This window comes from Staphylococcus sp. HMSC034C12, from assembly GCF_001835895.1.
Classification (GTDB): domain Bacteria; phylum Bacillota; class Bacilli; order Staphylococcales; family Staphylococcaceae; genus Staphylococcus; species Staphylococcus hominis.
In genome coordinates, this window is record NZ_KV826322.1 from 47,562 (window position 1) to 62,723 (window position 15,162).

The window sequence follows — 15,162 nt, forward strand, 5'->3', positions numbered from 1 at the left end:
TCCTACAAACGTACGTTCGTTTTTTTAACTTTACAATAGTTATTCTTATATAAAACGCATTAAAATGCAAGTATGAGTTCTATAAGATAAACATTTAACTTAATATATAAGACGTTTTTTCAATTTTTAATCGTTGTCAGGAATACTTTGTGATAAAATATACCTACATTATATAAGGGATGTGTAAACAAATTATGATGATAGTTCTCATGTTGATTTTAAGCTATCTCATTGGAGCTATTCCAAATGGTTATGTTATAGGAAAAGTTTTTTTTAAAAAAGATATTAGAGAATTTGGAAGCGGTAATACTGGTGCCACAAATAGTTTTAGAGTTTTAGGAAAACCAGCTGGATTTATCGTTACTTTTTTAGATATATTTAAAGGATTCATTACTGTATTTTTCCCATTATGGTTTTCAGTGCATGCGCAGGGACCAATTAGTACATTCTTCACACATGGATTAATTGTCGGTATTTTTGCAATAATCGGTCACGTTTATCCTATTTATCTTAAATTTAAAGGGGGTAAGGCTGTAGCCACAAGTGCCGGAGTTGTATTAGGAGTTAATCCAATCTTACTTTTAATTTTAGCGGTCATATTCTTTGGAATTTTATATTTAACAAAGTATGTGTCATTATCTAGTATTATTGCGGCAATCAGCTGTGTGATAGGTTCATTAATTATTCATGATTACATATTATTTGGAATGAGTGCTTTTGTATCAATCATTTTAATTTTTAGACACCGTTCTAATATTATTAGAATTTTTAAAGGTGAAGAACCAAAAATCAAATGGATGTAAAATGGGTGTTTCTTGCACTATTAGTTCTATTAATTAAATATGATAAACAGTTCATGTTTAATCATGAGAACAATATGTTTTAGTTCAAACAATTTTTACATTATAAATATCATAATAATTAATATAAAGGATGGGTCATACAATGAAAATCAACTTGACTGATGAAGCAGTTGAATGGTTTAAAAATGAATTAGATTTACCTGAAGAGAATAAAGTCTTACAATTTTATGTGAGGTATGGTGGAGAATTTCAACTTAAACAAGGTTTTAGCCCAGCATTTCGTGTGGAATTGAGCAATGATGTTGAGATAGGTTATCACGAAAATTATAATGATTTAATTGTTGTAGTTTCAGAAGATGACTTATGGTATTTTGAAGATCATAAAGTTCTAGTTGAAAAAGTAGACCATGAAGACGAAATTGTTTATTCTACAACTAATTAAAAAAAGACCATAAATATCTAATATTTACAGATATTTATGGTCTTATATTTATATATTCAAATCGCTACGTTGTGTGACTTCTAATTCCTTACCTTCGTTATTCAATGCTTCGACTTCACTATATATTTGATGCCATTCTGGAAAATAACGATCTAAACGAATTGGTCTGAAATCACTTGCTTTAATACATAATAGCTGAGTGGAACCTGTGGTAGCTAATTCCCCTTTTTCATTATATACTTCATAACAGTACGTTGAACGCAATCTTGAATAATGTTCTACCCATGTTTTCACTTTAACTTTTTCAGGATAAAAAATGGATTTCTTATATTGAACTTGTAAATCCACGACGGGTGAGATGATACCTTCTTTTTCCATATCTGCATAACTAAAACCTAATTTACGAATATAATCAGTACGAGCAACTTCAAACCATGTAGCATAATTCCCATGATAAATTACTCCCATTTTATCTGTTTCTTGGTATCTCGCTTCAATTTCAGTCATACTATAAATCATATTTATGTACCTCTTTCCAATTAAGTTCACTTTCAATATTAACATAAAAAGGATGATTGCTATAGAATTCCCATTTACTACTTTTATTACTGAAATAGCTCAATGACACGAATGAAGAAAAAATCCTTAGATGAGATTGCCATCTAAGGATTCAAAATACATTCAAATTTTTAAATACTTTTTCGAATAATCGTATTATTGAGCAAGTTTATTTCTTAATACCATTTGTAGAATGCCACCGTGACGATAATAGTCGATTTCAACTTGTGAATCAAAACGAACAATGACATCAAAATCAACCACTTCTCCACTTTCTTTTTTTGCATGAACTTTAATAATATCATGTGGTTGTACATCTTCGTTAATATCTACAGAAATCTCTTCTCTACCATTTAGACCAAGTGAATCAGCTGATTCTCCATCTTTAAATTGTAATGGTAATACACCCATCATAACTAAGTTAGAACGGTGAATACGTTCATAACTTTGTGCTATTACAGTTTTAACGCCCAATAAATTAGTACCTTTAGCAGCCCAGTCACGTGAAGATCCCATACCATAATCATTGCCTGCTAATATTGCTAAGCCAGTGCCATCTTCTTTATATTTCATTGCAGCATCATAAATTGGCATAATTTCATCAGTTGGCCAATATGTTGTAAAGCCACCTTCTGTACCTGGTGCTAATTGGTTTTTAATTCTAATATTCGCAAATGTACCACGCACCATAACTTCATGGTTACCACGACGAGAACCATATGAGTTAAAATCACGAATAGGCACGTCATGATTTAATAAGTATTTACCTGCTGGTGTATCTTTACCAATAGCACCTGCTGGAGAAATGTGGTCAGTTGTAACTGAGTCACCAAATTTACCCATTACACGTAAATCTTTTAATGGTTCAATGGTACCTGGTTTTTTTGATAAACCTTGGAAGAATGTTGGATTTTGAATATATGTTGAATTAGGATCGAAGTCATATAATGGAGAGTCAGTAACATCAATCTCATTCCACATTTCATTGTTGTTGTATACATTTTTATATTCTTCTTTAAATAATTCAGGTGTTACAACACTATCTACTGTATCAGCAACTTCTTTAATTGAAGGCCAAATATCATTTAAGTATACATCTTGACCATCTTTACCTTTACCAAGTGGTGCATTTTGTAAATCAATATCAACTGTACCAGCTAAAGCATACGCAACGACTAATTGAGGTGAAGCAAGATAGTTCGCTTTTACTAATGGATGGATTCGACCTTCAAAGTTACGGTTACCAGATAATACAGAAGTAACTAGTAAATCTTCTTTAGCAATAGCTTTTTCAATTTCTGGCAATAGCGGTCCAGAGTTACCAATACAAGTTGTACATCCATAACCTACTAGATTAAATCCTAAATCATCAAGATATTTTTGTAATCCAGAATCACGTAAGTAACCTGTCACTACTTTTGAACCTGGTGCTAATGATGTTTTAACATATTCAGGCACTTTTAATCCTTTTTCAACTGCTTTTTTCGCAACTAAACCAGCACCTAACATAACGTAAGGATTCGATGTGTTTGTACATGAAGTAATCGCTGCAATTGCAATGTCTCCTGTTTTCATAGTTGTTTCAGAACCATCGTTAAATTGAATATTAGCTGATTTATCAAATTCGCTTTGATCCAAACCATGACCTTGGTTTCCAGCAGGAGCTGTTACAGATTTTTCGAATTCTTTTTTCATATCACTTAAGAAAATTAAATCTTGAGGACGTTTAGGACCAGATAGTGAAGCTTCAACTGTCGATAAATCTAAATGAATTACATCTGTATATTGTGGATCTTCTTTATCTGATGTAAAGAACATATTGTTTTGTTGTAAATAAGCTTTAACTAACTCAATATGCTCTTCAGAGCGGCCAGTTAATTTCATATATTTAAGTGACTCTTCATCAATTGGGAAGAAACCACAAGTTGCACCATATTCAGGAGCCATGTTAGCAATAGTCGCTCGATCAGCTAATGGTAAATCGGCAACACCAGGACCGAAGAATTCTATAAATTTACCAACTACACCTTTTTTACGTAGCTCTTGAGTTACTCGTAATGCTAAGTCAGTGGCAGTTGATCCTTGAGGTAATGAATTAGTTAAGCGTACTCCAATCACTTCAGGAATTGGGAAATATGATGGTTGACCAAGCATACCTGCTTCAGCTTCAATACCACCAACACCCCAGCCTAATACACCAATACCATTTATCATAGTAGTATGTGAATCTGTACCAACAAGTGTATCTGGGAAAGCAGTTTGTTCACCGTCCACGTCTCTTACATGAACTACCTTAGCTAAATATTCTAAGTTAACTTGGTGTACGATACCTGTTGCAGGCGGTACAGCATTATAATTATTAAATGCTTTTGTAGCCCAGTTTAAAAATTGATAACGTTCATAGTTTCTTTCAAATTCTAATTTCATATTGCGTTCTAACGCACGTGGGTTTGCATAGCTATCTACTTGTACAGAGTGATCGATGACTAAATCAACCGGTACTTCTGGATTAATTTTATTAATATCTCCACCTACATCATTCATAGCTTTACGTAATGAAGCTAAGTCGACAACCGCAGGCACCCCTGTAAAATCTTGTAAGATTACGCGAGAAGGTTTGAAAGGTACTTCTCCTTCATTACCTTCTTTACCAAAATGGGCTAATGCTTTAATATGATCATCTGTAATAACAAAGTCATCTTCTTGTCTTAATACTGATTCTAGTAGAACACGAATAGAATAAGGTAACTTACTAATTTTAGTTAAACCTTGTTCTTCAAGACTTTTTAAATCATAATATGTATATGATTTACCTCGAACTTCAAATGATTTTTTTGCTTGTTCTTTAATGTTAGAAGTCATTTGATTATCCCCCTTGAATATTAAACATTCATAATTATACTTCTTTAATTAAATTGTATAATTATATGTTTTTTAAAACAACTATATATCACTAGAATTTGAGTGATTTGAATTTTGGTTTTATAATCAGTTAATATAAGAAATACTTATCATAGTACATTTAAACTATAAGTATTTTTTATTAAATGAGAATTTTTTTCAATAAGCTAAATGAAATAAAAAGGAAAGTAGAATAGAAATTCATTTTGAATTTTTGGCTCCAATATCAACATATATTGGATGTGGATTTTCTTTTGAAAGTCTTTATATTTCGATCTAACTATATTAAAAAACGCCTAAGACAAATAAGTTGTCTTAGGCGTTTTTTTTAATTATTGTTCTGCTTTCTCTGCATTACGTCGATTTTGACGTTTTTCTAATATATCAGATTCATAGTCTTTTTGTTGATATTCAATATATTCTTTTAGTCTATGTTTATTAGGCTGTAATGTTAATCCTAAGAATTTGCGTTCTTGGTTAGCATCTTTATAGAAACTAATCATCATTAGTATGACCACAAAGGAGAATGGTAATGCACTAATAATTGCAGCACTTTGTAGTGCGCCTAATGCTTCTGCGCCATCTCCACCACCTGCTAAGAGTAAGATGAAGGCAATAAGAGATTGTGCAATACCCCATGTTACTTTTACCACGTTAGATGGTTCTAATGAGCCATATGTTGTTTGCATACCTAATACAAATGTTGCTGAATCGGCTGATGTAATAAAGAATGAACCGATTAATATAAGTGCAACAAGTGATAAAATCATTCCTAAAGGTAAATGATTAAATACGCCAAAGAGTTGCGTTTCTGCTGACATCTTGAATAGCTCAGAATGTTTTTTACCCATTTCAATACCTAATACGCCAAACACACTGAACCATAAGAAACTTACTAGAGCCGGAACAAGTAATACACCTGAAATAAATTCACGAATTGAACGTCCTTTAGACACACGTGCAATAAATACACCTACGAATGGGCTCCAGCTTAACCACCAGCCCCAATAATATAGTGTCCAAGAAGACATCCATTCTCTTTTTTGAGAATTTAATGCTGCTGTATCAAAACTGTTGAATAAGAATGTATTGAACAAACTACCAATTGAACTTGTAAACATGTTCAAAATTAATACAGTCGGTCCAACAATTAAAGCAACAATCATTAATATTGTACCTAAACCAATATTAGCATTACTTAAATATTGAATTCCTTTACTTAGACCAGACCAAGCACTAATAATAAATAAAATTGTAACAACAACAATAATAAGTGATTGAACCCATACATTATTTGGGACACCAAATAAGTAATTTAAACCACCGTTAATTTGTAATGCACCCATACCTAATGATACAGCTACCCCTACTACTGTAGCGAATACTGAAAGTACATCAATAATCGTACCAATAGGTCCTTCTACTTTATCTCCAAGCAATGGGCGTAATGTTCTAGAAACAAGTCCTGGTTCATCTTTTCTAAATTGAGCGTATGCTAAGGCAAGAGCTACGACACCATAAACTGCCCAAGCATGAAATCCCCAATGGAAGAAAGTAGAACGAAGTGATTCAGTAAAGGCTTCTGTCGTTTTTGGACTAGCAGTTGGTGGTGCTGCAAAGTGTGACATAGGTTCTGCTGCACCATAGAATACTAAACCAATACCCATACCTGCACTAAATAGCATGGCAAACCATGAAATCGTATTAAACTCTGGTTTATCATCAGGTTTGCCAAGTTTTAATTTCCCAATTGGACTGAAAATCAAAAAGACACAGAAGAAAACAATAATAGTTGTAAGTATTAAATAATACCAACCAAGTTTATCAGTAATCCATCCACTTATTGAACTAGTAATTGAATCGAATTGTTCCGGAACAATTGCCCCAATTAGTACAATAATCGCTACGATAATCGCACTATAAATAAATACCGGCGAAAATTTCTTTCCTTTCTTACTTGATTCAGAAGAAGAATTCATAACTAATATAACTCCCTTCATCCTAATATTAAATTTTTTCAAAATGAAAAATACACAATTAATTATAAAAATAATTAATTAATTTTTCGGTAAACCACTTTAATATAATAACAAACGTTTTAATCTTAATCAAATTTCATTAATTTTAATATTTACTAATTTATTTATGTTTTGTATGATATATTATATAAAAATCAAATAAATAGGAGATTACTATGCTAAAAGAATTTAAAGAGTTTGCATTTAAAGGAAATGTTTTAGATTTAGCAATTGCTGTAGTTATGGGGGCAGCATTTAATAAAATTGTATCATCCTTAGTAACTTATATTATCATGCCATTGATTGGTAAACTGTTCGGTTCGGTCGATTTTGCTAAAGATTGGCAGATTTGGGGCATTAAGTATGGTCTTTTCATTCAGTCAATTATTGATTTTATTATCGTTGCTTTTGCATTATTTATCTTTGTTAAGATTGCCAATACAATTATAAGAAAAGAAGAACCAGAAGAAGAAATTGATACAAATACGGTATTACTTACAGAAATTCGAGATCTTTTAAAAACAAATAAATAAATCAAAAAACATTGGAATATTAATATTCCAATGTTTTTTGTTACTTCCATTTAAATTTTGTGTAACTTTGATACTGATTTGTATTTACTTCAAGTATTAATGGGATTCGTTGTTTTAACTCACTCACATGAGAGATAATTCCTACCATCCGTCCAGATGTTTTTAAATTTAATAATGTATCAAGAGATGTTTCTAAAGTTTCTTGATCAAGTGTGCCAAATCCTTCATCGATAAACATTGATTCTAACGTTATCCCTCCAGATTCTTGTTGTACGACTTCACTTAATCCCAATGCTAGAGCCAGTGATGCTTGAAACGTTTCTCCTCCTGATAATGAGCTAATATGTCTTGACTTATTAGAATATAAATCAAATACATCGATTTCTAATCCACTATATCCTTGTGATATTGATTCTCTTCGTTTAAGTTGATATCTTCGCCCGCTCATTATATCTAATCTAATATTTGCTTGATGTATAATTCTTTCTAAATAATAGATTAATACATAGTTTTCAAGCGATAATTTTTGATGATTCTTTCCTGATAAAACCTCAGATAAATTAAAAATTTGTTGCTGCTCTTTTAACTCTTCATCTAAATAGTGAATATGTTTTTCAATTTTTGCAAATTTTTCATCATTTTTCTTAATTTTATATTGTATTGATACAACATCATTAACATACTGATTATATTTTTCTTCGATATGTTCTTTTTGCATTTCAAGATTAGATATATCTTCAAGTTCTTTTTCACTTGTAAGACGTGTTAATCGTTCTATTTCAACGTTATATTTATATTGTTCCTTATCGAAGTGATTAATTCTTTTTTCAATATGCTCTATATCTTGAAGTTCATGTTTTAATTTTTTTATTTCATCTTCATTTTCTAAACCTAATCGTTTCATTTCTTTTCGGATAGTTGTTGTAAAATAATCTAATTCGTTTTGTAGTTCTTTACTCGTAGTCAAATAATTATCAACACTATTTTTTTCTAAAGCTAGCGCATTTTGATATGATTGCATATTTTTATTAGTATCATCAACATGTTGATGATACTCATCAATCTCTTTTCGAAGACTTAAGTAATAATTTTTAAAAGTTTCAATACTTGAATATCCTGTGCTTATTTCAAAATCTTGAATTAAAGTTTGATTCTGACGTTTTTGAGAAGCTAATTTCTCTAATTTAAGTTCCTGCTGATGCTTCTCTTGCTGTAACGCATGAAATTGTTGTTGTAATTTATCTAACTCTTCTAATTGTTGTTGTAATTGTATTTTTTCAGACTTTGCACATTGTAACTTTTCTTTGATTTGGTCTAAATTAATCGATTCATACTCTATCTCTCCTAAATCTGATATGTTTTGAGAGAGTAATTCACACGTCGTTTCGCTTTTACTTAAATGCTGTTTTTTTTCATTAATTTCATCAGAAAGTTTATCAAGTAATTGATGATTTTGATTAATAGTTTCAAAATCAATATGCTGATTTAAAGATTCAACTTCATTTCCACATATTGGACATGTATCGCCAATACGTAACGCTGACTGTATTTCAATAATAAAGGTTTGTTTATCATTTAAATCAATATTACGTTTATCAATGCTTTCTAACTGTTGATTGAGTGTTTCAATATCATTTTTTAAATTTTGTATCTTTTTTGAATGTTGATGATATTGTTGTTTTAGAGAAACTTGCTTTTCATACTTATCTTTTAAACTTTGTTGTTCATCTAATTGTTTTTGTAATTGATATATTTGTTCAGTCAACTCATCAATAGCTTTATTATCCATTTTATAGCTATCAATAGATTGACTCATTTTATGTTCTTTATTAATTAACTGCTCTTGCTCTTCCATCATTTCATTATAATTATGAATAATATGTTCTTGCTCTTCAAATGCTTGTTGATATTTATCCAATTGATGATAAAAAGGCTTCGATTGTTCTAAATTCTCACTTTTTAAGTGGTATGAGTCACTCATCTTGTTTAATTGTTTATGTTCTTTTTCAAGTATGTTTATTTTATTATTTATTTGCGATATTTTATTTTCAGTCTCTATTATTTTGGTTTTTATTATTTGATACTTCTCTTCTTTCAAACGTTGTTGATCATATAAATTAAATAGCATGCCAGTATCTTTTAATCGATTTAATTTTACTTTTAATGCTTGTATGTCTTCAATCTGTTCATCTAATTGATGTTTTAATTGGTGGTATTCTTCTAATTCAATCAGTTGTTGTTCTAAATTTTTATTTAAATCAATGCGTTTTATTATAGAATGTAATTGTTCTTTTTGCTCATTTTTTATATGTAGTCTTTGTTCTTCGAGTTGATGACCTATCGTTTTGAAGTTGGGAATAGCCTGCAATAATTCTTGAGTTTTTATATGATGGATTTGTTTCAATTGAATTAATTGCTCATCATCAAATGCGTCAACATCTTCCCATAGTAATTTAATTTGATCGTATCTTTTTTCAATTTGTTTTTTCTCTTCTTTCATTTCATTTTTGAGCAAATTTTGAATTTCCTCAAAACGTATACTATTAAATAAAGTTCTTAATATCCCCTGTTTATCTGTACTATTGGATACTAAAAATTTTTTAAATTCACCTTGTGGAAGAATAAATAACTGTCTAAATTGTTCAGCATTAACGCCTAGTAATGACTTAATATATTGATTTCCAGCACTGATTTTACTTTCTCTTAATTCATATGTTTCACTTTTAGAATCATATTCATACACATCTAGTTTTCCTGGTGTTTGACTAGTGTTTCCCTCTTTAGTAAAAGCACCTTGACGAATAATTTTGAAATATTTTTCATTAAGTTGAAATTCATATTCAACCCACATAGGAGATTTTGCCTCTGCAAAATGACTTCTTAATCCCGCTTCACTTCTGCCTTCTGTAGAAGCTTTTCCAAATAACGAAAATACAATTGCATCAAATATCATGGTTTTTCCCGAACCAGTTTTACCACTAATTAAAAAAAGCTGATCATTTTTAATTTGAGTAAAATCTATCTTTTCATGTAAGAATGGGCCAAAATTATTTAACGTTAATTTTATTGGTTTCATTTTAGACCTCCTTATTCGATACCAAAGTGATTAAATTATTTATTTTTTCTTCCTGATACTTGGTCATCTCATTATCTGTAATCATCTTATAAAATTGCTTAATAATAGTTTGGTCGTCTTGTTGTTGTATTTGTGTCTGATGTAAAGGCCCCTCATTTTCAAAAGTAATATTGCTAAGCGCAAGAGTATTGGGGAATAGTTGTTTTAAATGAATCATTGGATCACTAATATGCGACATATTTTTAAGTTTGAAATGTATATAATTATCTTTATTTTTAGGTTGAATATGTCCTTGAATCACTTCATCATACTCGCCCTCAACCACTTCAAGCTCTCTTAAAGGTTTAAGTTGCACAAATGATGTTGATAGTTCATTTTTATCTTGAACCACTAAACGTTTATATCCCTTAGGCTGGTTTATTTCTGAAAATGAATATTGTAACAGTGAACCAGAATAATCAATAATGTCATCTTTAATACTAAATGGATGATGTAAATGTCCTAATAACACTTTATCAAATACGTTAAAACATGATTTAGTAACACTTTCAACAGTCCCAATTGTTAAAGGTCTTTCTGAATCCGATGTTTTTCCTCCATTTATCGTTAAGTGACCAATTAAAATATTTATTTTCTCTTTATTCAAATTTTCTACTATATAATTAATACATTTTTCTGTTGCTTGTTGATAAGTTTGAATAGAAGCATCTTTAAAAAATTCTTTTACTTCACTAATAGTAGCAAATGGAAGTACATAGAAATGTACATCATTAAATTCGATAGGTTGATTCATATGTTTTAATTTTGTACGAATAAAGAGTTTGGAATGTTCAAACCATGAAGCTCCATAATTCAATCGTTCTTTACCATCGTGATTACCATTAGAAATAATCATAGGGATATTCATATCTATATTAATAGTATGAATAGCATTTTCAAAAAGATGAATAGTTTCTTTACTTGGATAAGTTGTATCATAAATATCCCCAGCAATCACAACTACATCAGGTTTCTCATCTTTTAAACATTGGATAAATTGTTCTAAAATAAATGATTGGTCTTCAAGAAATTGTTTTCCGTTAAGTATCTTTCCTAAATGCCAATCTCCAGTATGTATAATTTTCATAACATTCCCCTTACTTTTTAAAGCATTATACTTTAATTTTAAAAAAGAGCGAGATTGAATTCTCAATGAACTCACATACTCGCTCTAAACTTCAATTCAATTTAATATCAAAAAATAATATTTTATTTAATTTTAGATAAGCTAATAATATTAATCTCTATTATGAGACTAAAGATTTTTTAACATTTTTATATTTATATAACATAGCTAAACGCCAAGGAACAATCATACTAAATGCCAATAAAAAGAACATGCCTCCGATTTCTCCTGGATCAATAGAGCTACTAATAAATATTTTTATGATTGTTCTAATAATTAAAAGTGAAATTAAAATGATTGGAAACGCTTTTGATCGTTTCATATATACCTCAGCGCCTTGAACTTCAAAATGACTTGTCCAGATAAGTACAGATGAAAATATCACACCTAAAATGATAGATTCTAAAATTTCAGCCCCAGTTAATCTAAAATATGGAATAACATACATCAAAGCCCCTGTCGACATAAAGATAGGAGGTAAAATAATTTTCTTTTCATTTACAGGGAACTTTTGTGCTTTCATACGAATAACTATGACAACAATCCCCATAAACAATGCAAATACTATGGAAAAAACTAAATATGCCAAATTTACACCTTCTTATACTCACATAACTAAAAGTTTAATACTATTATACTTCTTAAATACTCCAACTAAAAATGTTTTACAACAAAAACAAAGGATTGTAAACCCTTATGGCATACAATCCTTTAATAACTATTATTTTTTTGAACTCTTCATGTTTTGATCCATGTTTTTGTTCATCATCGTCATCATTTGATTGATTTTCTTTTGAGACGGTTTTTGTCCCATTTGCATCATCATCATACGTAACATTTCTTCATTGATAGGTGGGTTTTTTTTCAAATAGTCCATCATATATTTTCTTGCTAAGAAGAAACCACCAACTAGTCCGATGATAAGTGCTACAATGATTAATAAAATTGCTAACCAAGTTGCCATTGTTTCACCCACTTTCTATATCCTACTGAATTTTACTAAATAACTACCTTGATTTCAAGAGTTAGTTTTAGAATAACACCTCTTCGCTTTTATATTAACAAACTGTTTAACACGAATACTAATATTTATAAATAACTTCATATAAAGTGCTATGCACAAAATAAAAAAGAGCAGGAAAGAACTCATTTTGAATTCATTCCCCGCTCTCTCTATGTTGACTAAATCATAATATTAAAAAGTGCGAATTTGATTTAAAATATTTTCTTTAGTAAAGCCATATTTTTCGACAACTAAGTCTCCTGGTGCACTTGCACCAAAACCATCGATTCCAATTACTTTACCTTCAGTGCCTACATATTTATGCCAACCGAGTGGTGAAGCCATTTCAATTGCAACACGTTTAGTTAATTCTTTTGGAATAACTGATTCTTTATACTCGTCTGTTTGTTGCTCAAAAGCGAACCAGTTTGGCATAGAAACGACTCTTACACCTTTACCTTGTTTATCTAAATCTTTAGCTACTTCAATAGCTAAGCTTACTTCTGAGCCAGTTGCTAGTAATAGATATTCAGGTTTAGTTTCAGTTTCAAATACAACATATGCACCTTTTCGTACGCCTTCTTCAACCGTTTCTTCATCTACATCTAAATAAGGAAGATTTTGACGAGTTAAAACTAGAGATGTTGGTGTTTGTTTAGATTCTAATGCAACTTCCCATGCTACTCTTGTTTCATTACCGTCTGCTGGACGAATGACGTTCATATTTGGAATAGCTCTTAAACCTGCTAACTGTTCAATCGGTTCGTGTGTTGGACCATCTTCACCTACAGCAATTGAATCATGTGTAAAGATAAATGTTGCATTCAATCCCATAATTGCAGATAAGCGTAATGCTGGTTTTAAGTAATCACTAAATACGAAGAATGTAGCACCATAAGGATGTAAACCTCCATGTGCTGCCATACCGTTTACTGCAGCACCCATAGCAAATTCTCTTACACCAAACCAAACATTTTTACCTTCTGGAGTATTAGGATTGTAATCTGTAGCTTCTTTAACATTTGATTTATTAGATCCTGCTAAATCTGCAGAACCACCAAAGAATGAAGGAACAGATTTACTAATTGCTTGAATGATTTCTCCAGAATCTGCACGAGTAGCTGCATTATGATCACTACTGAATTTTGGTAATTCATCTTTATAATTTTCAGGTAATTTACCACTGATTGCCAATTTAAATTCTTCAGCTAACTCTGGATATTTTTCTGTATATGTTTCTAATTTTTCTTTCCACTCATCTTCATGCTCATTTGCACGTTTTAGCATTGTTGTTTGGAAGATTTCATATACTTCTTCTGGAACATTGAAACGTTTTTCTGGATCTAATCCATATGCTTCAAATGTAAGTTTTCTTTCATCAGTACCAAGTGGCGCTCCGTGAACACCATTTGTACCGCTAACGTTTGGCGCGCCGTAACCAATAATTGTTTTAACTTCAATTAACGTAGGACCATTTTGCTGTTTAGCTTTAGTAATCGCATTATCAATTTCTTCTAAATTGTTGCCATCTTTTACTAAAATATGGTTCCATCCATAACTTTCAAAACGTTGTTTTACATCTTCTGAGAAAGATTTGTTAAGTTCACCATCAAGTGAAATATCATTTGAATCGTATAATACAATAAGTTTATCTAATTGATTATGACCAGCAAATGAAGCTGCTTCATGAGAAATACCTTCCATTAAATCTCCATCTGAAGCCAACACGTAAGTATAATGATCTACAACGTTAATATCATCTTTATTAAATTTACCACCTAAATGCGCTTCAGCTAAAGCCATTCCCACAGACATAGCAAATCCTTGTCCTAATGGACCTGTTGTAACTTCAACACCATCTGTATGACGAAACTCAGGATGTCCAGGTGTTTTAGAACCCCATTGTCTGAACTGCTTTAATTCTTCTAATTCTAAGCTTCCAGAGACATGTAATAAACTATATAGTAAAGCAGAACCATGACCTGCAGATAATATAAATCTATCTCTGTTAAAGTAGTCTTTAGATTGTGGATTAAAGTTTAAGTGGCGAGTCCAAAGCGTGTAGGCCATTGGTGCAGCTCCCATAGGCAGACCAGGATGACCAGAATTTGCTTCTTCAATTGCATCAATACTTAATGCACGTATAGTATCAATAGCTAATTGGTCTTTTTCATTAAACATCTTACATACTTCCCTTCTAGAATTAATCATCTTTTTTATATTATAACTTAAAAATATAGTAAATGATAAGATTATAATGTTAATGATTAAAATGTTATTAACTATTGATCATTCTTTTTACTTTCTTGAATTTTTTTAAGTTTTTCCGGCGTTACATCGTTACCTTCTGGATCAATGACTTTGGTACTTTCAATTTGTTGTTTAAATCCTTCTCTAAAAGAATCTAAATATTGTTTACGCAACTTAGATTGCTCTTTTGCTTCAGCTTCTGTTAAACCTTGCTCTTTTTTCTTTTTTGCTAATTCATTAATTCTATCTATATTTAAATTATTATTTGACATGTCATCACACTTCCTATTCTTTTCTTTAATACATATAAAATACTTAATTAATATAACAAAAAGAGACATAGATAAAAAATCTAAGCATCATAAACTCTTTCTAAAATAAAGAGGCTGGGACATAATTTCTAACAAATTAGC

General features: G+C 30.6%; 12 protein-coding genes. 3 read left to right on the plus strand and 9 right to left on the minus strand.

Annotated features, from left to right (window positions below; all coding sequences use genetic code 11):
• Positions 1-194: 194 nt before the first annotated feature.
• Both plsY and HMPREF2629_RS05235 read left to right on the plus strand, forming a co-directional pair.
• Entirely contained in the window at positions 195-803 is a 609-nt protein-coding gene (gene plsY / locus HMPREF2629_RS05230) for a glycerol-3-phosphate 1-O-acyltransferase PlsY (RefSeq protein ID WP_019835482.1), read from the plus strand.
• Positions 804-945: 142 nt separating this feature from the next.
• Positions 946-1,245: a HesB/YadR/YfhF family protein gene (locus HMPREF2629_RS05235; RefSeq protein WP_019835484.1), complete on the plus strand. Its 300-nt coding sequence runs from the start codon at positions 946-948 to the stop codon at positions 1,243-1,245.
• Between the two features lie 48 nt (positions 1,246-1,293).
• Here the strand turns inward: HMPREF2629_RS05235 and menI are convergent, their stop codons facing one another.
• From menI to HMPREF2629_RS05250, 3 genes are all read right to left on the minus strand, one after another.
• Entirely contained in the window at positions 1,294-1,764 is a 471-nt protein-coding gene (gene menI, locus HMPREF2629_RS05240; RefSeq protein ID WP_019835485.1) for a 1,4-dihydroxy-2-naphthoyl-CoA hydrolase MenI, read from the minus strand.
• Between the two features lie 195 nt (positions 1,765-1,959).
• Positions 1,960-4,665 carry an aconitate hydratase AcnA gene (gene acnA / locus HMPREF2629_RS05245; RefSeq protein WP_049420535.1) on the minus strand — a complete coding sequence of 902 codons (2,706 nt, stop codon included), beginning with the start codon at positions 4,663-4,665 and terminating at the stop codon, positions 1,960-1,962.
• A 371-nt stretch (positions 4,666-5,036) separates the two neighbouring features.
• Positions 5,037-6,683 carry a glycine betaine uptake BCCT transporter gene (locus tag HMPREF2629_RS05250; protein WP_017174670.1) on the minus strand — a complete coding sequence of 549 codons (1,647 nt, stop codon included), beginning with the start codon at positions 6,681-6,683 and terminating at the stop codon, positions 5,037-5,039.
• A 215-nt stretch (positions 6,684-6,898) separates the two neighbouring features.
• Here HMPREF2629_RS05250 and mscL point away from each other — a divergent pair, with 215 nt between their 5' ends.
• The gene (mscL, locus tag HMPREF2629_RS05255) at positions 6,899-7,255 is read left to right on the plus strand and encodes a large conductance mechanosensitive channel protein MscL (RefSeq protein WP_017174669.1); all 357 of its coding nucleotides are present in this window, start codon (positions 6,899-6,901) and stop codon (positions 7,253-7,255) included.
• 40 nt (positions 7,256-7,295) lie between these two features.
• Here the strand turns inward: mscL and sbcC are convergent, their stop codons facing one another.
• The 6 genes from sbcC to HMPREF2629_RS05285 all read right to left on the minus strand — a co-directional run bounded on the left by sbcC (position 7,296) and on the right by HMPREF2629_RS05285 (position 15,021).
• Entirely contained in the window at positions 7,296-10,331 is a 3,036-nt protein-coding gene (gene sbcC, locus HMPREF2629_RS05260; RefSeq protein ID WP_049419847.1) for an exonuclease subunit SbcC, read from the minus strand.
• A gap of 1 nt (position 10,332) precedes the next feature.
• A complete protein-coding gene (gene sbcD, locus HMPREF2629_RS05265) occupies positions 10,333-11,457 on the minus strand; it encodes an exonuclease subunit SbcD (RefSeq protein WP_017174667.1) in 1,125 nt (374 codons plus the stop codon).
• A 160-nt stretch (positions 11,458-11,617) separates the two neighbouring features.
• The gene (locus HMPREF2629_RS05270) at positions 11,618-12,085 is read right to left on the minus strand and encodes a CcdC family protein (protein ID WP_002449105.1); all 468 of its coding nucleotides are present in this window, start codon (positions 12,083-12,085) and stop codon (positions 11,618-11,620) included.
• A 132-nt stretch (positions 12,086-12,217) separates the two neighbouring features.
• Positions 12,218-12,460, minus strand: coding sequence for a YneF family protein (locus tag HMPREF2629_RS05275; RefSeq protein WP_037541068.1), 243 nt, complete (start codon positions 12,458-12,460; stop codon positions 12,218-12,220).
• Between the two features lie 231 nt (positions 12,461-12,691).
• Complete coding sequence (gene tkt / locus HMPREF2629_RS05280) at positions 12,692-14,680, minus strand: transketolase (protein ID WP_017174666.1); 1,989 nt, start codon at positions 14,678-14,680, stop codon at positions 12,692-12,694.
• A gap of 101 nt (positions 14,681-14,781) precedes the next feature.
• Positions 14,782-15,021: a DUF896 domain-containing protein gene (locus HMPREF2629_RS05285; protein ID WP_017174665.1), complete on the minus strand. Its 240-nt coding sequence runs from the start codon at positions 15,019-15,021 to the stop codon at positions 14,782-14,784.
• Between the last annotated feature and the right edge of the window lie 141 nt (positions 15,022-15,162).

Coding starts and splice junctions, on each gene's coding strand:
- HMPREF2629_RS05235 (WP_019835484.1), top strand. CDS start 946: ATGAAAATCAACTTGACTGATGAAGCAGTTGAATGGTTTAAAAATGAA.
- mscL (WP_017174669.1), top strand. CDS start 6,899: ATGCTAAAAGAATTTAAAGAGTTTGCATTTAAAGGAAATGTTTTAGAT.
- plsY (WP_019835482.1), top strand. CDS start 195: ATGATGATAGTTCTCATGTTGATTTTAAGCTATCTCATTGGAGCTATT.
- HMPREF2629_RS05250 (WP_017174670.1), bottom strand. CDS start 6,683: ATGAATTCTTCTTCTGAATCAAGTAAGAAAGGAAAGAAATTTTCGCCG.
- tkt (WP_017174666.1), bottom strand. CDS start 14,680: ATGTTTAATGAAAAAGACCAATTAGCTATTGATACTATACGTGCATTA.
- acnA (WP_049420535.1), bottom strand. CDS start 4,665: ATGACTTCTAACATTAAAGAACAAGCAAAAAAATCATTTGAAGTTCGA.
- sbcC (WP_049419847.1), bottom strand. CDS start 10,331: ATGAAACCAATAAAATTAACGTTAAATAATTTTGGCCCATTCTTACAT.
- HMPREF2629_RS05275 (WP_037541068.1), bottom strand. CDS start 12,460: ATGGCAACTTGGTTAGCAATTTTATTAATCATTGTAGCACTTATCATC.
- sbcD (WP_017174667.1), bottom strand. CDS start 11,457: ATGAAAATTATACATACTGGAGATTGGCATTTAGGAAAGATACTTAAC.
- HMPREF2629_RS05285 (WP_017174665.1), bottom strand. CDS start 15,021: ATGTCAAATAATAATTTAAATATAGATAGAATTAATGAATTAGCAAAA.
- menI (WP_019835485.1), bottom strand. CDS start 1,764: ATGATTTATAGTATGACTGAAATTGAAGCGAGATACCAAGAAACAGAT.